Source organism: Micromonospora mirobrigensis (assembly GCF_900091555.1).
Taxonomy (GTDB): Bacteria; Actinomycetota; Actinomycetes; order Mycobacteriales; family Micromonosporaceae; genus Micromonospora; species Micromonospora mirobrigensis.
Genome location: NZ_FMCX01000002.1, coordinates 64,742 through 78,480 on the forward strand (window position 1 = coordinate 64,742; position 13,739 = coordinate 78,480).

Genomic DNA, 13,739 nt, shown 5'->3' on the forward strand with positions numbered 1-13,739 from the left:
TACGCTGGCCGGCACCGGGGAGGAGGTACGCGTGGCGCAACGGGTGCTGGTCGTCGACGACGACCGGACGGTCGCCGACGTGGTCTGCCGCTACCTGGAGCACGCCGGCTACCAGGTGGAGCACGTCGGGGACGGCGCCGCCGCGCTGGCCGCGGTCGCCGCCGCCCCGCCGCAGCTGGTCGTCCTGGACGTGATGCTGCCGGTGCTGGACGGGCTGGAGGTGTGCCGGCGGCTGCGGCAGCGGCCGGACGGCGTACCCATCGTGATGTTGACCGCCCGCGGCGACGAGGCGGACCGGATCCTCGGCCTGCAACTGGGCGCGGACGACTACCTGGGCAAGCCGTTCTCCCCGCGTGAGCTGGTGCTGCGGGTCGCCTCGGTGCTGCGCCGCTGCGGCGGCGAACCGACCCCGGGTGCGGCGCGGGAGCTGACCGACGGTGGGCTGGTGGTGGAGACCGGCGCCCGGGTGGCCCGGCTGCACGGCCGGGAGCTGGCGCTGACCCTGCGCGAGTTCGACCTGTTGGAGTTCCTGATGCGGCACCCGGCGCGGGCGTTCCGCCGGGCCGAGCTGCTGGACCGGGTGTGGGGGTGGCGCTTCGGCGACCAGTCCACGGTCACCGTGCACGTGCGACGGCTGCGGGAGAAGATCGAGGCCGATCCGGCCGACCCGCGGCGGATCGTCACGGTGTGGGGCGTCGGCTACCGGTACGAGCCGGCCGATGGCTGACCTCGCGCTGATCTTCGGGGTGGCGCTCGCCGCGGCGTGCGGGGTGGGGCTGCTGGGCGCGGCGGCGTTGCGGCTGCTGCGCGGCCGGTCGATCACCGTACACATCTCGGTGCTGCTGGCCACCACCGTGACCGCGGTCGTCGCCGGCGTGGCGGTGATCGCCGAGGCGATGTTCCTGTCCCCGCACGACCTGGAGGTCGTGCTGATCACCGTGTCGGCGGCGGCGGTGGTCAGCGTGGCCGTCGGCTGGCTCTCCGGGCGCCGGCTGGCCGCCGCGGCGGTCTGGGCCGACCAGGCGCGGGAGCGGGAGCGGCGGATCGAGAAGGGGCGCCGGGACCTGGTCGCCTGGGTGTCGCACGACCTGCGCACGCCGCTGGCCGGGCTGCGGGCGATGGCCGAGGCGCTGGAGGACCGGGTGGTCGCCGACCGGGCGACGGTGGACGAGTACCACCGCCGGATCCGGGTGGAGACCGACCGGATGACCCGGCTGGTCGACGACCTGTTCGAGCTGTCCCGGATCAACGCCGGCGCGCTGCGGCTGTCGCTGTCGCCGGTCCCGTTGGGCGACGTGGTCTCCGACGCCCTCGCCGGGACCGCGCCGCTGGCCGCGGCCCGCCGGATCCGGCTGGTCGCCGCCGAGTCGGGCTGGCCGATGGTGGCGGCCAGCGAACCGGAGCTGACCCGGGTGGTGGGGAACCTGCTGCTCAACGCGGTCCGCTACACCCCGGCCGACGGAACGGTCCGGGTCGAGGCGGGCCGGGACGGCGAGCAGGCCTGGTTCGCGGTGGCGGACACCTGCGGCGGCATCCCCGAACCCGACCTGCCGCGGCTGTTCGACGTGGCGTTCCGGGGCGAGCCGGCCCGCACTCCGGCGCCGGGCAACGGCGGGCTGGAGGGCTCCGGCGGCCTGGGCCTGGCCATCGTGCGGGGGCTGGTCGAGGCGCACGGCGGCCGGGTGGAGGTGGGCAACGTCGGCGACGGCTGCCGGTTCGTGGTGCGGCTCCCCCTGGCCGCCTGACCCGCCTGACGTGAGCGTCGGGGCCGGCCCGGCGTCAGCCTCGGGCCAGCTCGGCGAACCACCGCCGGCCGGCCGCGAAGACCTCCCGCACCACCAGCCCGGCGGCGCCCGCCGGTTGCCCGACGGCGGCGGTGTCCAGGCCCGCCCAGCGGAACGCCGGCCCCCGCCGCCCGCCGGAGAGCACGTGCGCCGACCCCTGCCACGCGCCGGCGCCCGGCGGGTCGACCTCCACCAGGACGGTGCCCCCGGCCCCCAGCAGCGTCCGGCAGCGGCGCAGCAGCGCCACCGGGTCCCCGCCGATGCCGATGTTGCCGTCGAGGAGCACCAGGTGCGCCCATCGGCCCTCCGCGGGCAGCGGGTCGAACAGGTCGGCCCGTACCGCGACCGCGCCACGCGCCCGGGTCAGGGCGACCGCCCGGGCGGAGACGTCCACGCCCACGGTGGTCAGGCCGGCCCGGGTCAGGGCGGCGGTGAGCCGGCCCGGCCCGCAGCCGAGGTCCAGCGTCGGGCCGGTGCAGCGGGCGACGACCGGTGCGGTGGCCGGCTCGGCCGGGCCGTGCCAGCGTTCCACCGGCAGCCGGCGGCGCACCCCGTCCGGGCCGACCAGCCAGTGCCCGCCCTCCCGGTCGCGCAGCGCGGTGCCGAAACCGTCACCCGTCACCGCCGGCCGTCCCGGCGCGGTCGCCGTCGGATCGGCGAGCCGGTGCACCGGCGCGGGGTCGACCGGCCCGGGTCCCGGCGGGTTCGGCGCCGGCGCGGCCAGCCGCTGTCCCCGCCCGCTCACGGTCGGCCGCCGGTGAGCGCGCGCCGGCGGGGGACGGTGGTCGGGTGGCGCAGCGCGGCGACCTCCCGGGCGAACCGGCCGCCCGGCGCGAGCGCGGCCACGGCGAGAGCGTCGGCCCAGACGTCCACGTCGCGCAGCACCGGCAGCGGTGCCACCCGCAGGCCACGGCCGCGCAACGCCGCCCAGGTGAGCCGGCAGGTGTCCGGGGTCGAGGTGGGCACCGTGCGCAGCGCGCCGGCCTGCCGGGGGTCGCGCAGGCCCAGCCCCCACCAGCCACCGTCGGTGGCCCGGCCCAGCACCGCGTCACCGTCGGCGAGCCGGCGTACGGCGGCCGACAACCGGGCCGGGGTCAGTTGCGGGGTGTCCATGCCGATCTGGAACACCGGCCGCCCCGGCCAGGCGTCCGCCACGTCGGCGTGCGCGTGGGCGATCCGGTTCGCCAGGTCGTCCCCACGCTGCGGCAGGACCGGCCAGCCGGCGGTCGCCTCGGCCAGCTCGACCGCGCCGACGCCGTCGGACAGCCGGCCGGCCAGCGCCAGCACCGGGGTCACCGCCTCGGTGCCGTGGATCGCGTCGACGGTGTCCAGCAGCGCCGCGGCGGCGAGCCGGGCCGCCCGGCGGGGGGTGGCGGGCGGGCAGAGCCGGGTCTTCACCGCCCCGGGCACCGGCGCCTTGGCCAGCAGCAGCAGCACGGTCACCGGGGGCCGTCCACGGTGCGCAGCACGGCGGCGAAGTCCCGGGTGGCCCGCAGGGTGCCGCGGACCGAACCGGAGACCTTGGAGCGGGTGCCGGCCGCCCGGGGTGCGTAGCTGACGTCCAGCTCGTGGATCCGCCAGCCCGCCGCGGCGGCCCGGATCAGCAGCTCCAGCGGATAGCCGAAGGCCCGGTCGGTGACGCCCAGGCCGAGCAGCGCCTCCCGGCGGGCCACCCGGATCGGGCTGAGGTCGCGCAACGGCACCCCCCGGTGCCGCAGCAGGGCGGCGACCAGCGCCGTACCGGCCCGGGCGTGCCAGGGCCAGACACCGAGGCGTACCGGCCGGCGGCGGCCCACGGCCAGGTCGGCGACGCCCCCGGCGACCGGAGCGACCAGGGCGGGCAGCTGTCGGGGGTCGAACGAACCGTCGGCGTCGAGCACGCAGACCAGCTCGGTGTCGGCGGCCTCGATCCCGGCGTGCACGGCGGCGCCGTACCCGCGTCGGGGTTCGTGGACCACCCGGGCGCCGTGCCGGGCCGCCACCTCGGGCGAGCCGTCACGGGATCCGTTGTCCACCACGATCGCCCGGTAGCCGGGCGGCAGCGCGGTCAGCACCCCGGGCAGGGCGGCGGCCTCGTCGAGGCAGGGCAGCACCACGTCGATCTGAGTCGGCATGCCGCCGACGCTAGGTCCCGGCGGGACCGTCGGGACGCCGATCGGTCTTACGGAAGCCTTACCGCGCACCGATTCCTTACCGTCCGGTGACGAGCCGGTGATTCGGCGGACGGGAGCGCCACGGGGTGCGTACCGTCCGGTCGTCATGAGGCCCGCCACGCTGCCGCACCGCTCCCCCCCGCCCCGAACCCGGCCCCGCCGCGACCGGGGTGACCTGGTCGTGCTCGGCGTCGAGGCGGCCCTGCTGGCCGCCGCGGTGGCCGTCGGCGCGCTGCTCAACCACCGGGGCGTCGGCCTGCACGCCGACGCCGCGCCGCTGTACGCCACCTGGTGGCCGCACGTCGGCTGGGGCACCCCGGCCGCGGTGGCGGTGGCGGTGCTGGTGCTCGGTCCCGGACTGCGCTGGGCCGGCACCGCCCGCTGGGGTCCGCTGCTGGCCGCCGGCTGGGCGGCGTCGGTGGCCTGGACGCTCGCCCTGGCCCTGGTCGACGGCTGGTCGCGGGGGCTGGCGCGGCGGCTGACCGTGCAGGCGGAGTACCTGCACGAGGTGCCACGCGTCGGCGACGTCGGGGCCACCCTGGCCGGCTTCACCGACCGGATCCTGGACTTCCAGCCGGACTCGTGGTCCACCCACACCGCCGGGCATCCGCCGGGCGCGCTGCTGGTCTTCGTCGGCCTGGACCGGATCGGCCTGGGCGGTGGGACCGCGGCGGCCCTGGCCTGCGTGCTGGTCGGGGCGACAACCACCGTGTCGGTGCCGGTGACGCTGCGGGCCCTGGGTGCGCAGGCGCAGGCCCGGGCGGTGCTGCCGTTCCTGGTGCTGCTGCCCGGCGCGGTCTGGGTCGGCGCCTCCGGCGACGGCGTCTTCGCCGGGGTGGTCGCCGCCGGCCTGGCCCTGCTCGCGGTACGCGGACCCGTGACCGCGATGCTGGGTGGGCTGCTGCTCGGCTACGCCCTCTACCTGTCGTACGGTTTCGTGCTGCTCGGGCCGCTGGCCCTGGTGGTGCTGGCGCTGCGGCCGACCCGGCGGCGGGCCGCCCTGCTCGCCGGCGCGACCGGGGTGGCGCTGGTGGTCGCGGCGTTCACCCTCGCCGGCTTCTCCTGGTGGCAGGGGTACGACCGGGTGGTGGTCCGCTACTACCAGGGTTGGGCCACCGACCGCCCGTACGCCTACTGGGTGTGGGCGAACCTCGCGGCACTGCTGCTGTCGGCGGGGCCGGTGCTGGGCCCGGCGCTGCGTCGGGCCACCCTCGCCGGCCGGGACCGGTGGCGGTCGACGGCGCGGCGGTTCCCGGCGCGGGTGCGCGACCTCGGGCCGACCGTGCTGCTGCCGGCCGCCGCCGCCCTGGCGGTGGTGGCGGCCGACCTGTCCGGGATGAGCAAGGCCGAGGTGGAGCGGATCTGGCTGCCGTTCGCGGGATGGCTGCTGGTGGCCGTGGCGCACCTGCCGCAGTCCTCCCGACGCTGGTGGCTGGCCGGGCAGGCGCTGACCGCCCTGGTCGTCAACCACCTCCTGCTCACCGTCTCCTGACCTCCGCGACCTGCGGCGCGGACGACGGACCGGGCGGTCAGGCCGCCACGGCGGCCGGCTCGCGCAGCGGGTCGGTGGCGAACGCGGTCACCCCGTCGACGAAACCGACCCGGGCGGTGTAGCCGAGCAGCTCCCGGGCTCGCCGCGGATCGGCGGTGACGTGCCGGACGTCCGCGGCCCGGGCACCCCCGACCACCTGCGGCGGCGGTCCGCCCATCGCCCGGGCCAGCTGACCGGCCAGCTCACCGATGGTGTGCGGCTCGCCGGAGCAGACGTTGACCGGCACCAGCCCGTCCGGGGTGGGCGCGGTCAGCGCCAGGACGTTGGCCCGGGCCACGTCGGTGACGTGCACGAAGTCGCGCCGCTGCCCGCCGTCCTCGTACACCCGGGGTGGCTGCCCGGCGGCGAGCGCCGAACGGAAGATCGAGGCGACCCCGGCGTACGGGGTGTCCCGGGGCATCCGGGGACCGTAGACGTTGTGGTAGCGCAGCGCCCACACCCCGCCGCCGGTCTGCCGCGCCCACGCGCCGGCCAGGTGCTCCTGGGCGAGCTTGGTGGCCGCGTACGTGCTGCGCGGCTCCAGCGGGGCGTCCTCGGGCACCAGGTCGGGTCGCAGCGGGCCGGAACAGTCCGGGCAGGTCGGGTCGTACCGGCCGGCGGCCAGGTCGGCGGGGCGGCGCGGGGCGGGCCGGACCACGCCGTGCCGGTCGCAGCGGTAGCGGCCCTCGCCGTAGACGACCATCGAGCTGGCCAGCACCAGCCGGGACACCCCGGCCCGGTGCATGGCGGCGAGCAGCACCGCCGTGCCGTAGTCGTTGTGGCCGGCGTAGTCGGGGGCGTCCGACGGGTCGAGCCCGTGGCCGACCATCGCCGCCTGGTGGCAGACCGCGTCCACGCCGGGCAGCAGCCGGTCGAGCAGCTCGGCGTCGCGCACGTCGCCGATCACCGGGTCGTGCCGGCGCGACCAGTCGGGCAGCGTGCCGCCGTGCGCCTGGGGCAGCAGAGCGTCCAGGCAGACCACCTGGTGCCCCTCGGTGACCAGCAGGTCGACGACCTGCGATCCGATGAAACCGGCCGCGCCGGTGACCAGTACCCGCATTCCGGTCACGGTAGGGCAGGCCGGGGTCACCGGAGGCCGGTTCCGGGTGGACGTCAGCACTCCGTAAGACCCGCGCGGCGGTAAGGCTTCGGTAATGCGGCGAAGCGGACCGGCGGAGCGCGGCGGCGGCTAGCGTCCGGCGCAGGACCGCCGTACCGACGTGAAGGAGGGGCCCGTGTCACCGCACCCGCCACCCACCGGGTCCGACGAGCGGGCGACCGCCGGCCCGGCGTACGGCTTCCCCACGGGACTGTGGCGCGGCCTGGAGCGGCGCCGCCCGCCCGGGGTGGACGCCGTGGCCGCCGCCTGGCGCAGCCCGGTACGCGGCCCGTGGCTGACCTCCGTGCTCGGCGCCGCGCTACTGGTGGCGCTGCCGCTGGTGGTGGTGACCGGGCTGCTCGACTGGATCGCCTACGGGCCCCGGCTGGGGCAGGCCTTCCCCCGGGACGTGGGCTGGCTGCACCCGCCGGTCTTCGACTGGCCGACCCGGCCGGCGTGGCTGTTCCGGGTCACCCAGGGGCTGCACGTGACGCTGGGCATCGTGCTGGTGCCGGTGGTGCTGGCCAAGCTCTGGTCGGTGGTGCCGAAGCTGTTCGACTGGCCGCCGGCCCGCTCGCCGGCGCAGGTGCTGGAGCGGCTGTCCCTGCTGCTGCTGGTCGGCGGGATCCTGTTCCAGACGGCCACCGGCCTGCTCAACATCCAGTACGCGTACCTGTTCGGCTTCGACTTCTACACCGCCCACTGGTACGGCGGGTGGATCTTCACGGTGGCCCTGGTCAGCCACGTGGCGATCAAGCTGCCCCGGATGGTGACCGCGCTGCGCGGGCCGGGGTTCGCGCGTACCCCGGTGGCGGCGACCACGCCGGAGCCGCCGGATCGGGACGGCCTGGTGGCCCGCCGGCCCGGCCCGGCGACGGTCAGCCGGCGCGGCGTGCTGGCGCTGACCGGCGGCGGGGCGCTGCTGCTGGCCGCGCTGACCGTCGGGCAGAGCGTCGACGCGCTGCGCCGCACCGCGCTGCTGCTGCCCCGCGGCCGTCGACCCGGTCCCGGCCCGAACGGCTTCCCGGTCAACCGCACCGTTTCCGCGGCCGGTGTCGCGCCGGCCGACACCGGCGCCGGCTGGCGGCTGACCGTGCGCGGCGCCGACCGCACGGTGGCACTGGACCGGGCGGCGCTGCTGGCCCTGCCGCAGCACACCGCCCGGCTGCCGATCGCCTGCGTGGAGGGCTGGTCGACCGAGCAGACCTGGACGGGGGTACGCCTGCGCGACCTGGCCGCGCTGGTCGGCCCGTCCGACCCGGCCACCGCCCGGGTCCGGTCGCTGGAACGCGCCGGCCTGTTCAACCAGGCGGTGCTGCACGCCGGGCAGGTCGGCGACGGCGACGCGCTGCTGGCCCTGCGGGTCAACGGCGTCGACCTGGCCCCCGACCACGGCTTCCCGGCGCGGATCATCGTGCCGGCGCTGCCCGGCGTGCACTGCACCAAGTGGGTCCGGGAGATCACCTTCGGCGGGCGCGGAGATGCGTGACCTGCGCCGCGGCTACGGCGCCGCACCGTGGCACCTGCTGCTCCTGCTCGGCTGCTTCGCCGTCGCCGGCTGGATCGCGCTGCGGTTGGCCGGCGAGGCGTCCGCTCCCCGGATGCTGCTGTGGTTCCTCGGCGCGGTGGTCGCCCACGACCTGGTGCTCTTCCCGCTCTACGCCGTGGCGGACCGGGGTCTGCGCGCCGTCACGGCCGACCGGGTGCTGGTCAACCATCTGCGGGTACCGGCGCTCGGCGCCGGGCTGCTCTTCCTCGTCTACCTGCCCGGCGTGCTGGGTCTCGGCGACGGGACGTACGTCGCGGCGACCGGCCTGACGCCGCGGGTGCTGGTGGGCCGGTGGCTGGCGGTCAGCGCCGGGCTGTTCGCGGTCAGCGCCGCCGGGTACGCGCTGCGCCGACGACGGCGCTGACCGACCCCCGTCACCGGGCGATCGGCGGGCGGGTTCGACCGCGCTTGAGTTCGAAGAACCCGTCGGCGCCGGTCACCTGGAGCACCCCGTCCCAGAGCCCGCCGGCGTCCTCGCCGCGCGGGACGGGGGTGAGCACCGGCCCGAAGAAGGCGTTCACCCGCCCGTCCGGGCCGGCCACGTGGATTGTGGGCGTGCCCAGGTCCTCGCCGACCGGGTCCAGTCCGGCGTGGTGGCTGGCGAGCAGCGCCTCGTCGTGGTCGGTGGTGTCGGCCGCGTCGGCCAGCTCCACCGGCAGCCCCACCTCGGTCAGGGCGTCGGCGTACAACGGCCGGCCGATCGGGGTCCGCTGGTGGTGGATCCGGTTGCCCAGCGCCGTGTAGAGGTCGCGCAGCACGTCGCTGCCGTGGGCCACCTCGGCGGCGACGGCGACGCGGACCGGGCCGAGGCCGGGGCGCAACCACTCCCGGTACCACTCTTCCAGGCCCTCCCGGCCGTCGTTGAGGACGGTCAGGCTCATCACGTGGAAGCGCACCCGCACGTCGCGGACCCGTTCGACCTCGAGCAGCCAGCGGGAGGTGTTCCAGGCCCAGGGGCAGCGGGGGTCGAACCACATGTCGACGTCGGTCACGGCGTTCCTCTTCCTGTGTCGGGCGGTACCGGATCAATCTAGGAACGAGATTGGCACCAGCCAAGCGCCAATCAAAGGACCATCGGCTGGGCCAATGTAGGCTGCCGCCGTGGAGATCCAGATCAGCCTGGCGGGCCGGGGCGACCGGGCGGCCCGGATCTACCGGCACCTGCTCGAGGCGATCCTCGACGGGCGACTGCCGCCCGGGGACCGGCTCCCGCCGACCCGTGAGCTGGCGGAGCGGCTGGCCGTCTCACGCAACACCGTCGCCGCCGCGTACGACCGGCTGACCGCCGACGGCTTCCTGGCCGCACGGGTCGGGGCCGGCACATTCGTGGCCGACGCGCCGGTCGGGCCGGCGCGGGAGCGCCGGGCGCCGGCCGGGCAGGGCGTACGGCCCCGCGGGTACTGGCGCTCACCGTCCGGCGCGGCGAGCACCCCCGCCCCACCTGGGCGGTACGACTTCACCGTCGGCACACCCGACCCCCGGCTCTTCCCGCTGGACACGTGGCGCCGGTTGGTGGCGAACCAGTTGCGGGTCGGCGCGATGGGCGGGGGCGGCTACGGCGACCCGGCCGGCCACTCCGGGTTCCGCGAGGCAGTCGCCCGGTACGTCGGGGTGGCCCGCTCGGTGCGGGCCCGGGCCGACGACGTGCTGGCCACCACCGGGGCGCAGCAGGCGCTGGACCTGGTCGGCCGGGTGCTGATCGAGCCCGGTGACTGCGTGGCGGTCGAGGATCCCGGCTACCCGCCGGCCCGGGCGCTGTTCCGGTCCCTGGGTGCGGTGGTGGCCGGGGTGCCGGTGGACGACGAGGGGCTGGTGGTGGACCGGCTGCCCGCCTCGGCCGGACTGGTCTACACCACGCCGTCGCACCAGTTCCCGCTGGGCACCCCGATGTCGCTGCGCCGACGGGCGGCGCTGCTCGACTGGGCGCAGCGGCACGGAGCGGTGGTGGTCGAGGACGACTACGACAGCGAGTTCCGCTTCTCCGACCGCCCGCTGGAGCCGTTGCAGAGCCTGGACCGCGGTGGCCGGGTCGTCTACGTCGGGTCGTTCTCCAAGACGATGCTGCCGATGCTGCGGCTGGGTTTCCTGGTGGCGCCGGAGTCGCTGCGGCCGGCCCTGCTGGTCGCGAAGCGGCTCACCGACTGGCACGGTGACCTCACCACACAGGGCGCGATGGCGCAGTTCATGGCCGAGGGGCTGCTGGCCCGGCACATCCGGCGGGCCAGCCGGGAGTACGCCGCCCGGCACGAGGAGATCGCCGCCCGGCTGGACCGGGACTTCGCCGACTGGCTGGTCCGGGTACCGTCGGCCGCCGGCCTGCACCTGGCCGCCCGGCTCGCGCCGGGCACCGGCGTCGACGTGGCCGCGGTCGCGGTGGCGGCCCGCTCAGGTGGCGTCACCGTCGAGAGCCTGGACCGCTACCGGCTGGACGCGGACGTGTCGGGCCTGGTGCTCGGGTACGGGCGGGTCGACCCGGCCGGGATCGGGCCGGGGCTGGACCGGCTCGCCGCCGCATTCCGGGCGGTCGCGGACTGAGCGGTCCCGGCTCAACCGACGGTGTCGTCGGCGAGGATCGTCCGCAGCCGGGCTCGGCACTCGGCGACGAACTCCGGACAGGTGTGCCGGTAGGTGTTCCTCGGCCGGGTGCCGGGCCGGCGGGCGGGAGCCCGCCGGCCCGGGTGGCTCAGTGGATGGCGACCGGCACCGGCGGCTGCTGGCCGCCCGGCTCGCCGTCGAGCAGGTGCGACGGCTCGCTGCGCCGGGGCAGGAACGCCGCCGGGATGAAGGTGAGCAGCACCAGCGCGAAGCCGACCCAGAAGGTGGTGGCGAAGGAGTTCGAGGCGAAGTCCAGGCCGCGCTCGATCAGCGACGGCGGCACCGGGAACTGCTGGGCGAGCTCGGGCCGCTGCTGCACGGCGATGGCCAGCCCGGCCTCGCTGATCGGGTTGCCGCTCGGGTCGGTCGCCCCGGGGATCGTCGGAGAGCCGTTGAGCTCGTTGGTGAGGATCACCGACATCACCGCGGCCCCGATCGAGCCGCCGATCTGCTGGAGGATGTTGACCAGCGTCGAGCCGCGGGCGACCTCCTGGGCCTGGAGCGTCTTGAGCGCCGAGGTCATGATGGGCATCATCGTGCCGCCCATGCCCAGCCCCATCACGAACAGCGCCCCGCAGAGCAGCCAGTACGAGGTGTCCGGGTCGACCTGGGTGAAGGCGAAGAAGCCGGCGGCGATGAGCACCAGGGCGAACGGCACCGTGCGGCCGACCGGGATCCGGTCGGCGAGCGTGCCGGCGATCGGCATGGTGACCATCGCGCCGATCCCCTGCGGAGCCATCAGCAGGCCCGCGGTCAGCGTCGACTCGCCCCGGATCTGGAGGAAGTAGCTGGGGAAGAGCAGTCCGGCGCCCATGAACGCGATGATGAACACGAACATGGTGACCGAGGCGATGGTGAGGCTGCGGTTGCGGAACAGCCGCAGGTCGAGCAGCGGGTGCCGGGGCTTGAAGGAGTAGGCGACGAAGGCGATCAGCAGCGCGGCGCCGACCAGCATCGGCAGCCAGACCTCGGGGTCGGCGACGGTGCCCGCCTCGGGCAGCGACGAGACGCCGTAGAGGAACAGCGCCAGGCCCGGGGAGAGCATCAGCATGCCGAGGAAGTCGAACGACTCGGACGGCTCGGGGGCGTCCTTCGGCAGCGCCAGCGCGGCGTAGACCAAGCCGACCGCGCCGATCGGCAGGTTGATCAGGAAGATCCAGTGCCAGCTCGCGGTGTCGATCAGCCAGCCGCCGAGGATCGGGCCGGCGATCGGGCCGAGCAGCATGGGGATGCCGAGGACGGCCATCAGCCGGCCGATCCGCGCCGGGCCGGCGGCCCGGGTCATGATCGTCATGCCGAGCGGCATCAGCATGCCGCCGCCCAGGCCCTGGAGGACGCGGAAGCCGATCAGCTGGCCGATGGAGTCCGCGGTGGCGCAGAGCCCGGAGCCGATGGTGAACAGCGCCAGCGCGACCATGTAGAGCCGCTTGGTGCCGAACCGGTCGGCGGCCCATCCGCTCAGCGGGATCACCGTGGCCAGCGCGAGGGTGTACGCCGTCATCGTCCAGGCGACCCGGGCGTACGACGCGTCGAACTCGGTCTGGAACGTCGGCAGCGCGACGCTGACGACGGTCACGTCGAGGATCGACATGATCGCGCCCAGCACGACGACTCCGGCGATCTTGAGCACCGCCGCGTCGAGCTTGTCGGATGTTCCGATGGGTTGTGAGGTCACGGAAACGGTCTCCTGGTTTCGGTCCGGTCGCTGGCGGTGACGGCAGCACGCCGACGGGGGTGGGCGGTCACGCCTCGTGGCCGACGTCCGCAGGCAGACTAACGACCGCGACCGACACCCGACGCCCGAATTCCGGTTCCGTGGTCGCGCGACCGGCCCCGCGGGGCGTCACGCCGCCGGGATTGTCCCTTCGCACCCCGTTCGGCGCGGGCCGATGTGTTGGAGCGCACACTCCACTTCGCGCACCGCGTCCGACCACCATCCGGGCCCCGGACCGGGTTCCGGTTTGTCACGCGACTGTCATACCGCCGCGCGGTGACCGCCACACGGGCCGGTGAGGGTGGCATCCGGAAGAGCCCGCAACGGAGAGGACGGAGCCGTGACACCGCCACCGCCGCCGCGCCGGCTCGCGCTGGTCGAGGTGCGGATCGACGAGGACGACCTGCACCAACTGCGGGAGACCCGGGCCTGCCTCGACCGGTTGCTGGCCCTGCGGCCGGGCCGGGTGGAGGTCGACCTGTCCGGCTGTCGGCGCCTGGACCTCGCCGCGCTCCACCTGCTGCGGGACGTGCACCGGCGGCTGGCCGAGGTCCGGGCGGTGCTCGCCGTACGGGCCGCCGACCCCGAGGTACGCCGCTCGCTGCGAGCGGCCGGACTCGAGCCCTCGCTCCCGGCCCCGGCCGATCAGGAAGGAAGAGTGCGATGACCGTCGTGCCGAACGACGACCGGATGGCGCTGATCTGCGACAGCTGCGGCGACACCGTCACGGCCGCCGCCACCGTGCTGCCGGACCCCGAGGTCGTCTGGACCCTGATCGCCGAACTCGGCTGGAGCGGCTCGCCGTTCGCCACCGGGTCGCACCGCTGCCCGTACTGCAGCCTCAAGGAGCCGGCCGACGCGGGCCGAGCGGCCTGCGCCGGCCACGGGCCGGGCGGCATCGTCGGCATCGACCACCTCGGCGACGTCACCGTGGTCACCGCGACCGGCGACATCGACCTCGACAGTGGCGACACCCTGCGCGCCGCCCTGCGGCACGCCGCCGACATGGGCGGTGACGTGGTGGTCGACCTGAGCCGGGTGCACGTCATCGACTCGACCGGGCTCGGCGTGCTCGTGCGGGCCCACCGCGACGCCCGCGACCGGGGAGCCCGGGTCTGCCTGGCCGGACCGTCCCGGTTCGTGCGTACCGTCCTGCACACGATGCGCCTGGACGGGCTCTTCCCGGTCTTCGACACCCCGGCCGGCGCCGTCGCGGCCCTGTCGGCCACCGGAAGGTCGCCGGCGTACACCCGCTCCTGAGTTCCACCGCGCCGGCCCGGCGGCCCGTCGCGGCATCCGTCCCCGCTGCCGAGG

General features: G+C 75.9%; 14 protein-coding genes. 8 read left to right on the forward strand and 6 right to left on the reverse strand.

All coding sequences use genetic code 11. From position 1 onward, the window contains the following. Positions 1–31 precede the first annotated feature (31 nt). Together GA0070564_RS07705 and GA0070564_RS07710 are read left to right on the forward strand one after the other, a co-directional pair. Complete coding sequence (locus GA0070564_RS07705) at positions 32–727, forward strand: response regulator transcription factor (RefSeq protein ID WP_091606897.1); 696 nt, start codon at positions 32–34, stop codon at positions 725–727. Further along, positions 720–1,745, forward strand: a complete 1,026-nt coding sequence (locus GA0070564_RS07710; protein ID WP_091604912.1) for a sensor histidine kinase — start codon at positions 720–722, stop codon at positions 1,743–1,745. Before GA0070564_RS07705 ends, GA0070564_RS07710 begins: the two co-directional genes overlap by 8 nt. Positions 1,746–1,779: 34 nt before the next feature. On the opposite strand, the gene GA0070564_RS07715 is transcribed toward GA0070564_RS07710, so the two are convergent. Genes GA0070564_RS07715 through GA0070564_RS07725 form a run of 3 tightly spaced genes read right to left on the reverse strand, consistent with a single transcriptional unit; the run spans position 1,780 to position 3,898 of the window. Continuing rightward, a complete protein-coding gene (locus tag GA0070564_RS07715) occupies positions 1,780–2,529 on the reverse strand; it encodes a class I SAM-dependent methyltransferase (RefSeq protein ID WP_425412429.1) in 750 nt (249 codons plus the stop codon). After that, a complete protein-coding gene (locus GA0070564_RS07720; protein WP_091604915.1) occupies positions 2,526–3,227 on the reverse strand; it encodes a TIGR04282 family arsenosugar biosynthesis glycosyltransferase in 702 nt (233 codons plus the stop codon). The genes GA0070564_RS07715 and GA0070564_RS07720 overlap by 4 nt, the downstream gene beginning before the upstream one ends. Then, positions 3,224–3,898 carry a glycosyltransferase family 2 protein gene (locus GA0070564_RS07725; RefSeq protein ID WP_091604918.1) on the reverse strand — a complete coding sequence of 225 codons (675 nt, stop codon included), beginning with the start codon at positions 3,896–3,898 and terminating at the stop codon, positions 3,224–3,226. The genes GA0070564_RS07720 and GA0070564_RS07725 overlap by 4 nt, the downstream gene beginning before the upstream one ends. A 145-nt stretch (positions 3,899–4,043) precedes the next feature. On the opposite strand from GA0070564_RS07725, the gene GA0070564_RS07730 reads away from it, so the two are divergent. Further along, positions 4,044–5,429 (forward strand): hypothetical protein, encoded by a 1,386-nt coding sequence (locus GA0070564_RS07730; protein WP_425412430.1) that lies wholly within the window; start codon positions 4,044–4,046, stop codon positions 5,427–5,429. A gap of 37 nt (positions 5,430–5,466) precedes the next feature. Here the strand turns inward: GA0070564_RS07730 and GA0070564_RS07735 are convergent, their stop codons facing one another. Beyond that, positions 5,467–6,528, reverse strand: coding sequence for an NAD-dependent epimerase/dehydratase family protein (locus tag GA0070564_RS07735; protein ID WP_091604921.1), 1,062 nt, complete (start codon positions 6,526–6,528; stop codon positions 5,467–5,469). A 175-nt stretch (positions 6,529–6,703) separates the two neighbouring features. Here GA0070564_RS07735 and GA0070564_RS07740 point away from each other — a divergent pair, with 175 nt between their 5' ends. Both GA0070564_RS07740 and GA0070564_RS07745 read left to right on the forward strand, forming a co-directional pair. Further along, positions 6,704–8,056 carry a molybdopterin-dependent oxidoreductase gene (locus GA0070564_RS07740; RefSeq protein WP_091604924.1) on the forward strand — a complete coding sequence of 451 codons (1,353 nt, stop codon included), beginning with the start codon at positions 6,704–6,706 and terminating at the stop codon, positions 8,054–8,056. Further along, positions 8,049–8,480, forward strand: a complete 432-nt coding sequence (locus tag GA0070564_RS07745; RefSeq protein WP_091604927.1) for a hypothetical protein — start codon at positions 8,049–8,051, stop codon at positions 8,478–8,480. Before GA0070564_RS07740 ends, GA0070564_RS07745 begins: the two co-directional genes overlap by 8 nt. Before the next feature lie 10 nt (positions 8,481–8,490). Here GA0070564_RS07745 and GA0070564_RS07750 read toward each other — a convergent pair whose 3' ends face one another. Continuing rightward, complete coding sequence (locus tag GA0070564_RS07750; RefSeq protein ID WP_091606906.1) at positions 8,491–9,093, reverse strand: mycothiol-dependent nitroreductase Rv2466c family protein; 603 nt, start codon at positions 9,091–9,093, stop codon at positions 8,491–8,493. A 124-nt stretch (positions 9,094–9,217) separates the two neighbouring features. Between GA0070564_RS07750 and pdxR the strand changes: the two genes are divergently transcribed. Continuing rightward, a complete protein-coding gene (pdxR, locus tag GA0070564_RS07755) occupies positions 9,218–10,651 on the forward strand; it encodes a MocR-like pyridoxine biosynthesis transcription factor PdxR (protein WP_091604930.1) in 1,434 nt (477 codons plus the stop codon). A gap of 148 nt (positions 10,652–10,799) precedes the next feature. Here the strand turns inward: pdxR and GA0070564_RS07760 are convergent, their stop codons facing one another. Beyond that, the gene (locus tag GA0070564_RS07760; protein ID WP_091604933.1) at positions 10,800–12,386 is read right to left on the reverse strand and encodes a DHA2 family efflux MFS transporter permease subunit; all 1,587 of its coding nucleotides are present in this window, start codon (positions 12,384–12,386) and stop codon (positions 10,800–10,802) included. Positions 12,387–12,765: 379 nt separating this feature from the next. On the opposite strand from GA0070564_RS07760, the gene GA0070564_RS07765 reads away from it, so the two are divergent. Both GA0070564_RS07765 and GA0070564_RS07770 read left to right on the forward strand, forming a co-directional pair. Continuing rightward, positions 12,766–13,092 (forward strand): STAS domain-containing protein, encoded by a 327-nt coding sequence (locus GA0070564_RS07765; RefSeq protein WP_091604936.1) that lies wholly within the window; start codon positions 12,766–12,768, stop codon positions 13,090–13,092. Continuing rightward, the gene (locus GA0070564_RS07770) at positions 13,089–13,685 is read left to right on the forward strand and encodes an STAS domain-containing protein (protein WP_091604939.1); all 597 of its coding nucleotides are present in this window, start codon (positions 13,089–13,091) and stop codon (positions 13,683–13,685) included. The genes GA0070564_RS07765 and GA0070564_RS07770 overlap by 4 nt, the downstream gene beginning before the upstream one ends. Positions 13,686–13,739 lie beyond the last annotated feature (54 nt).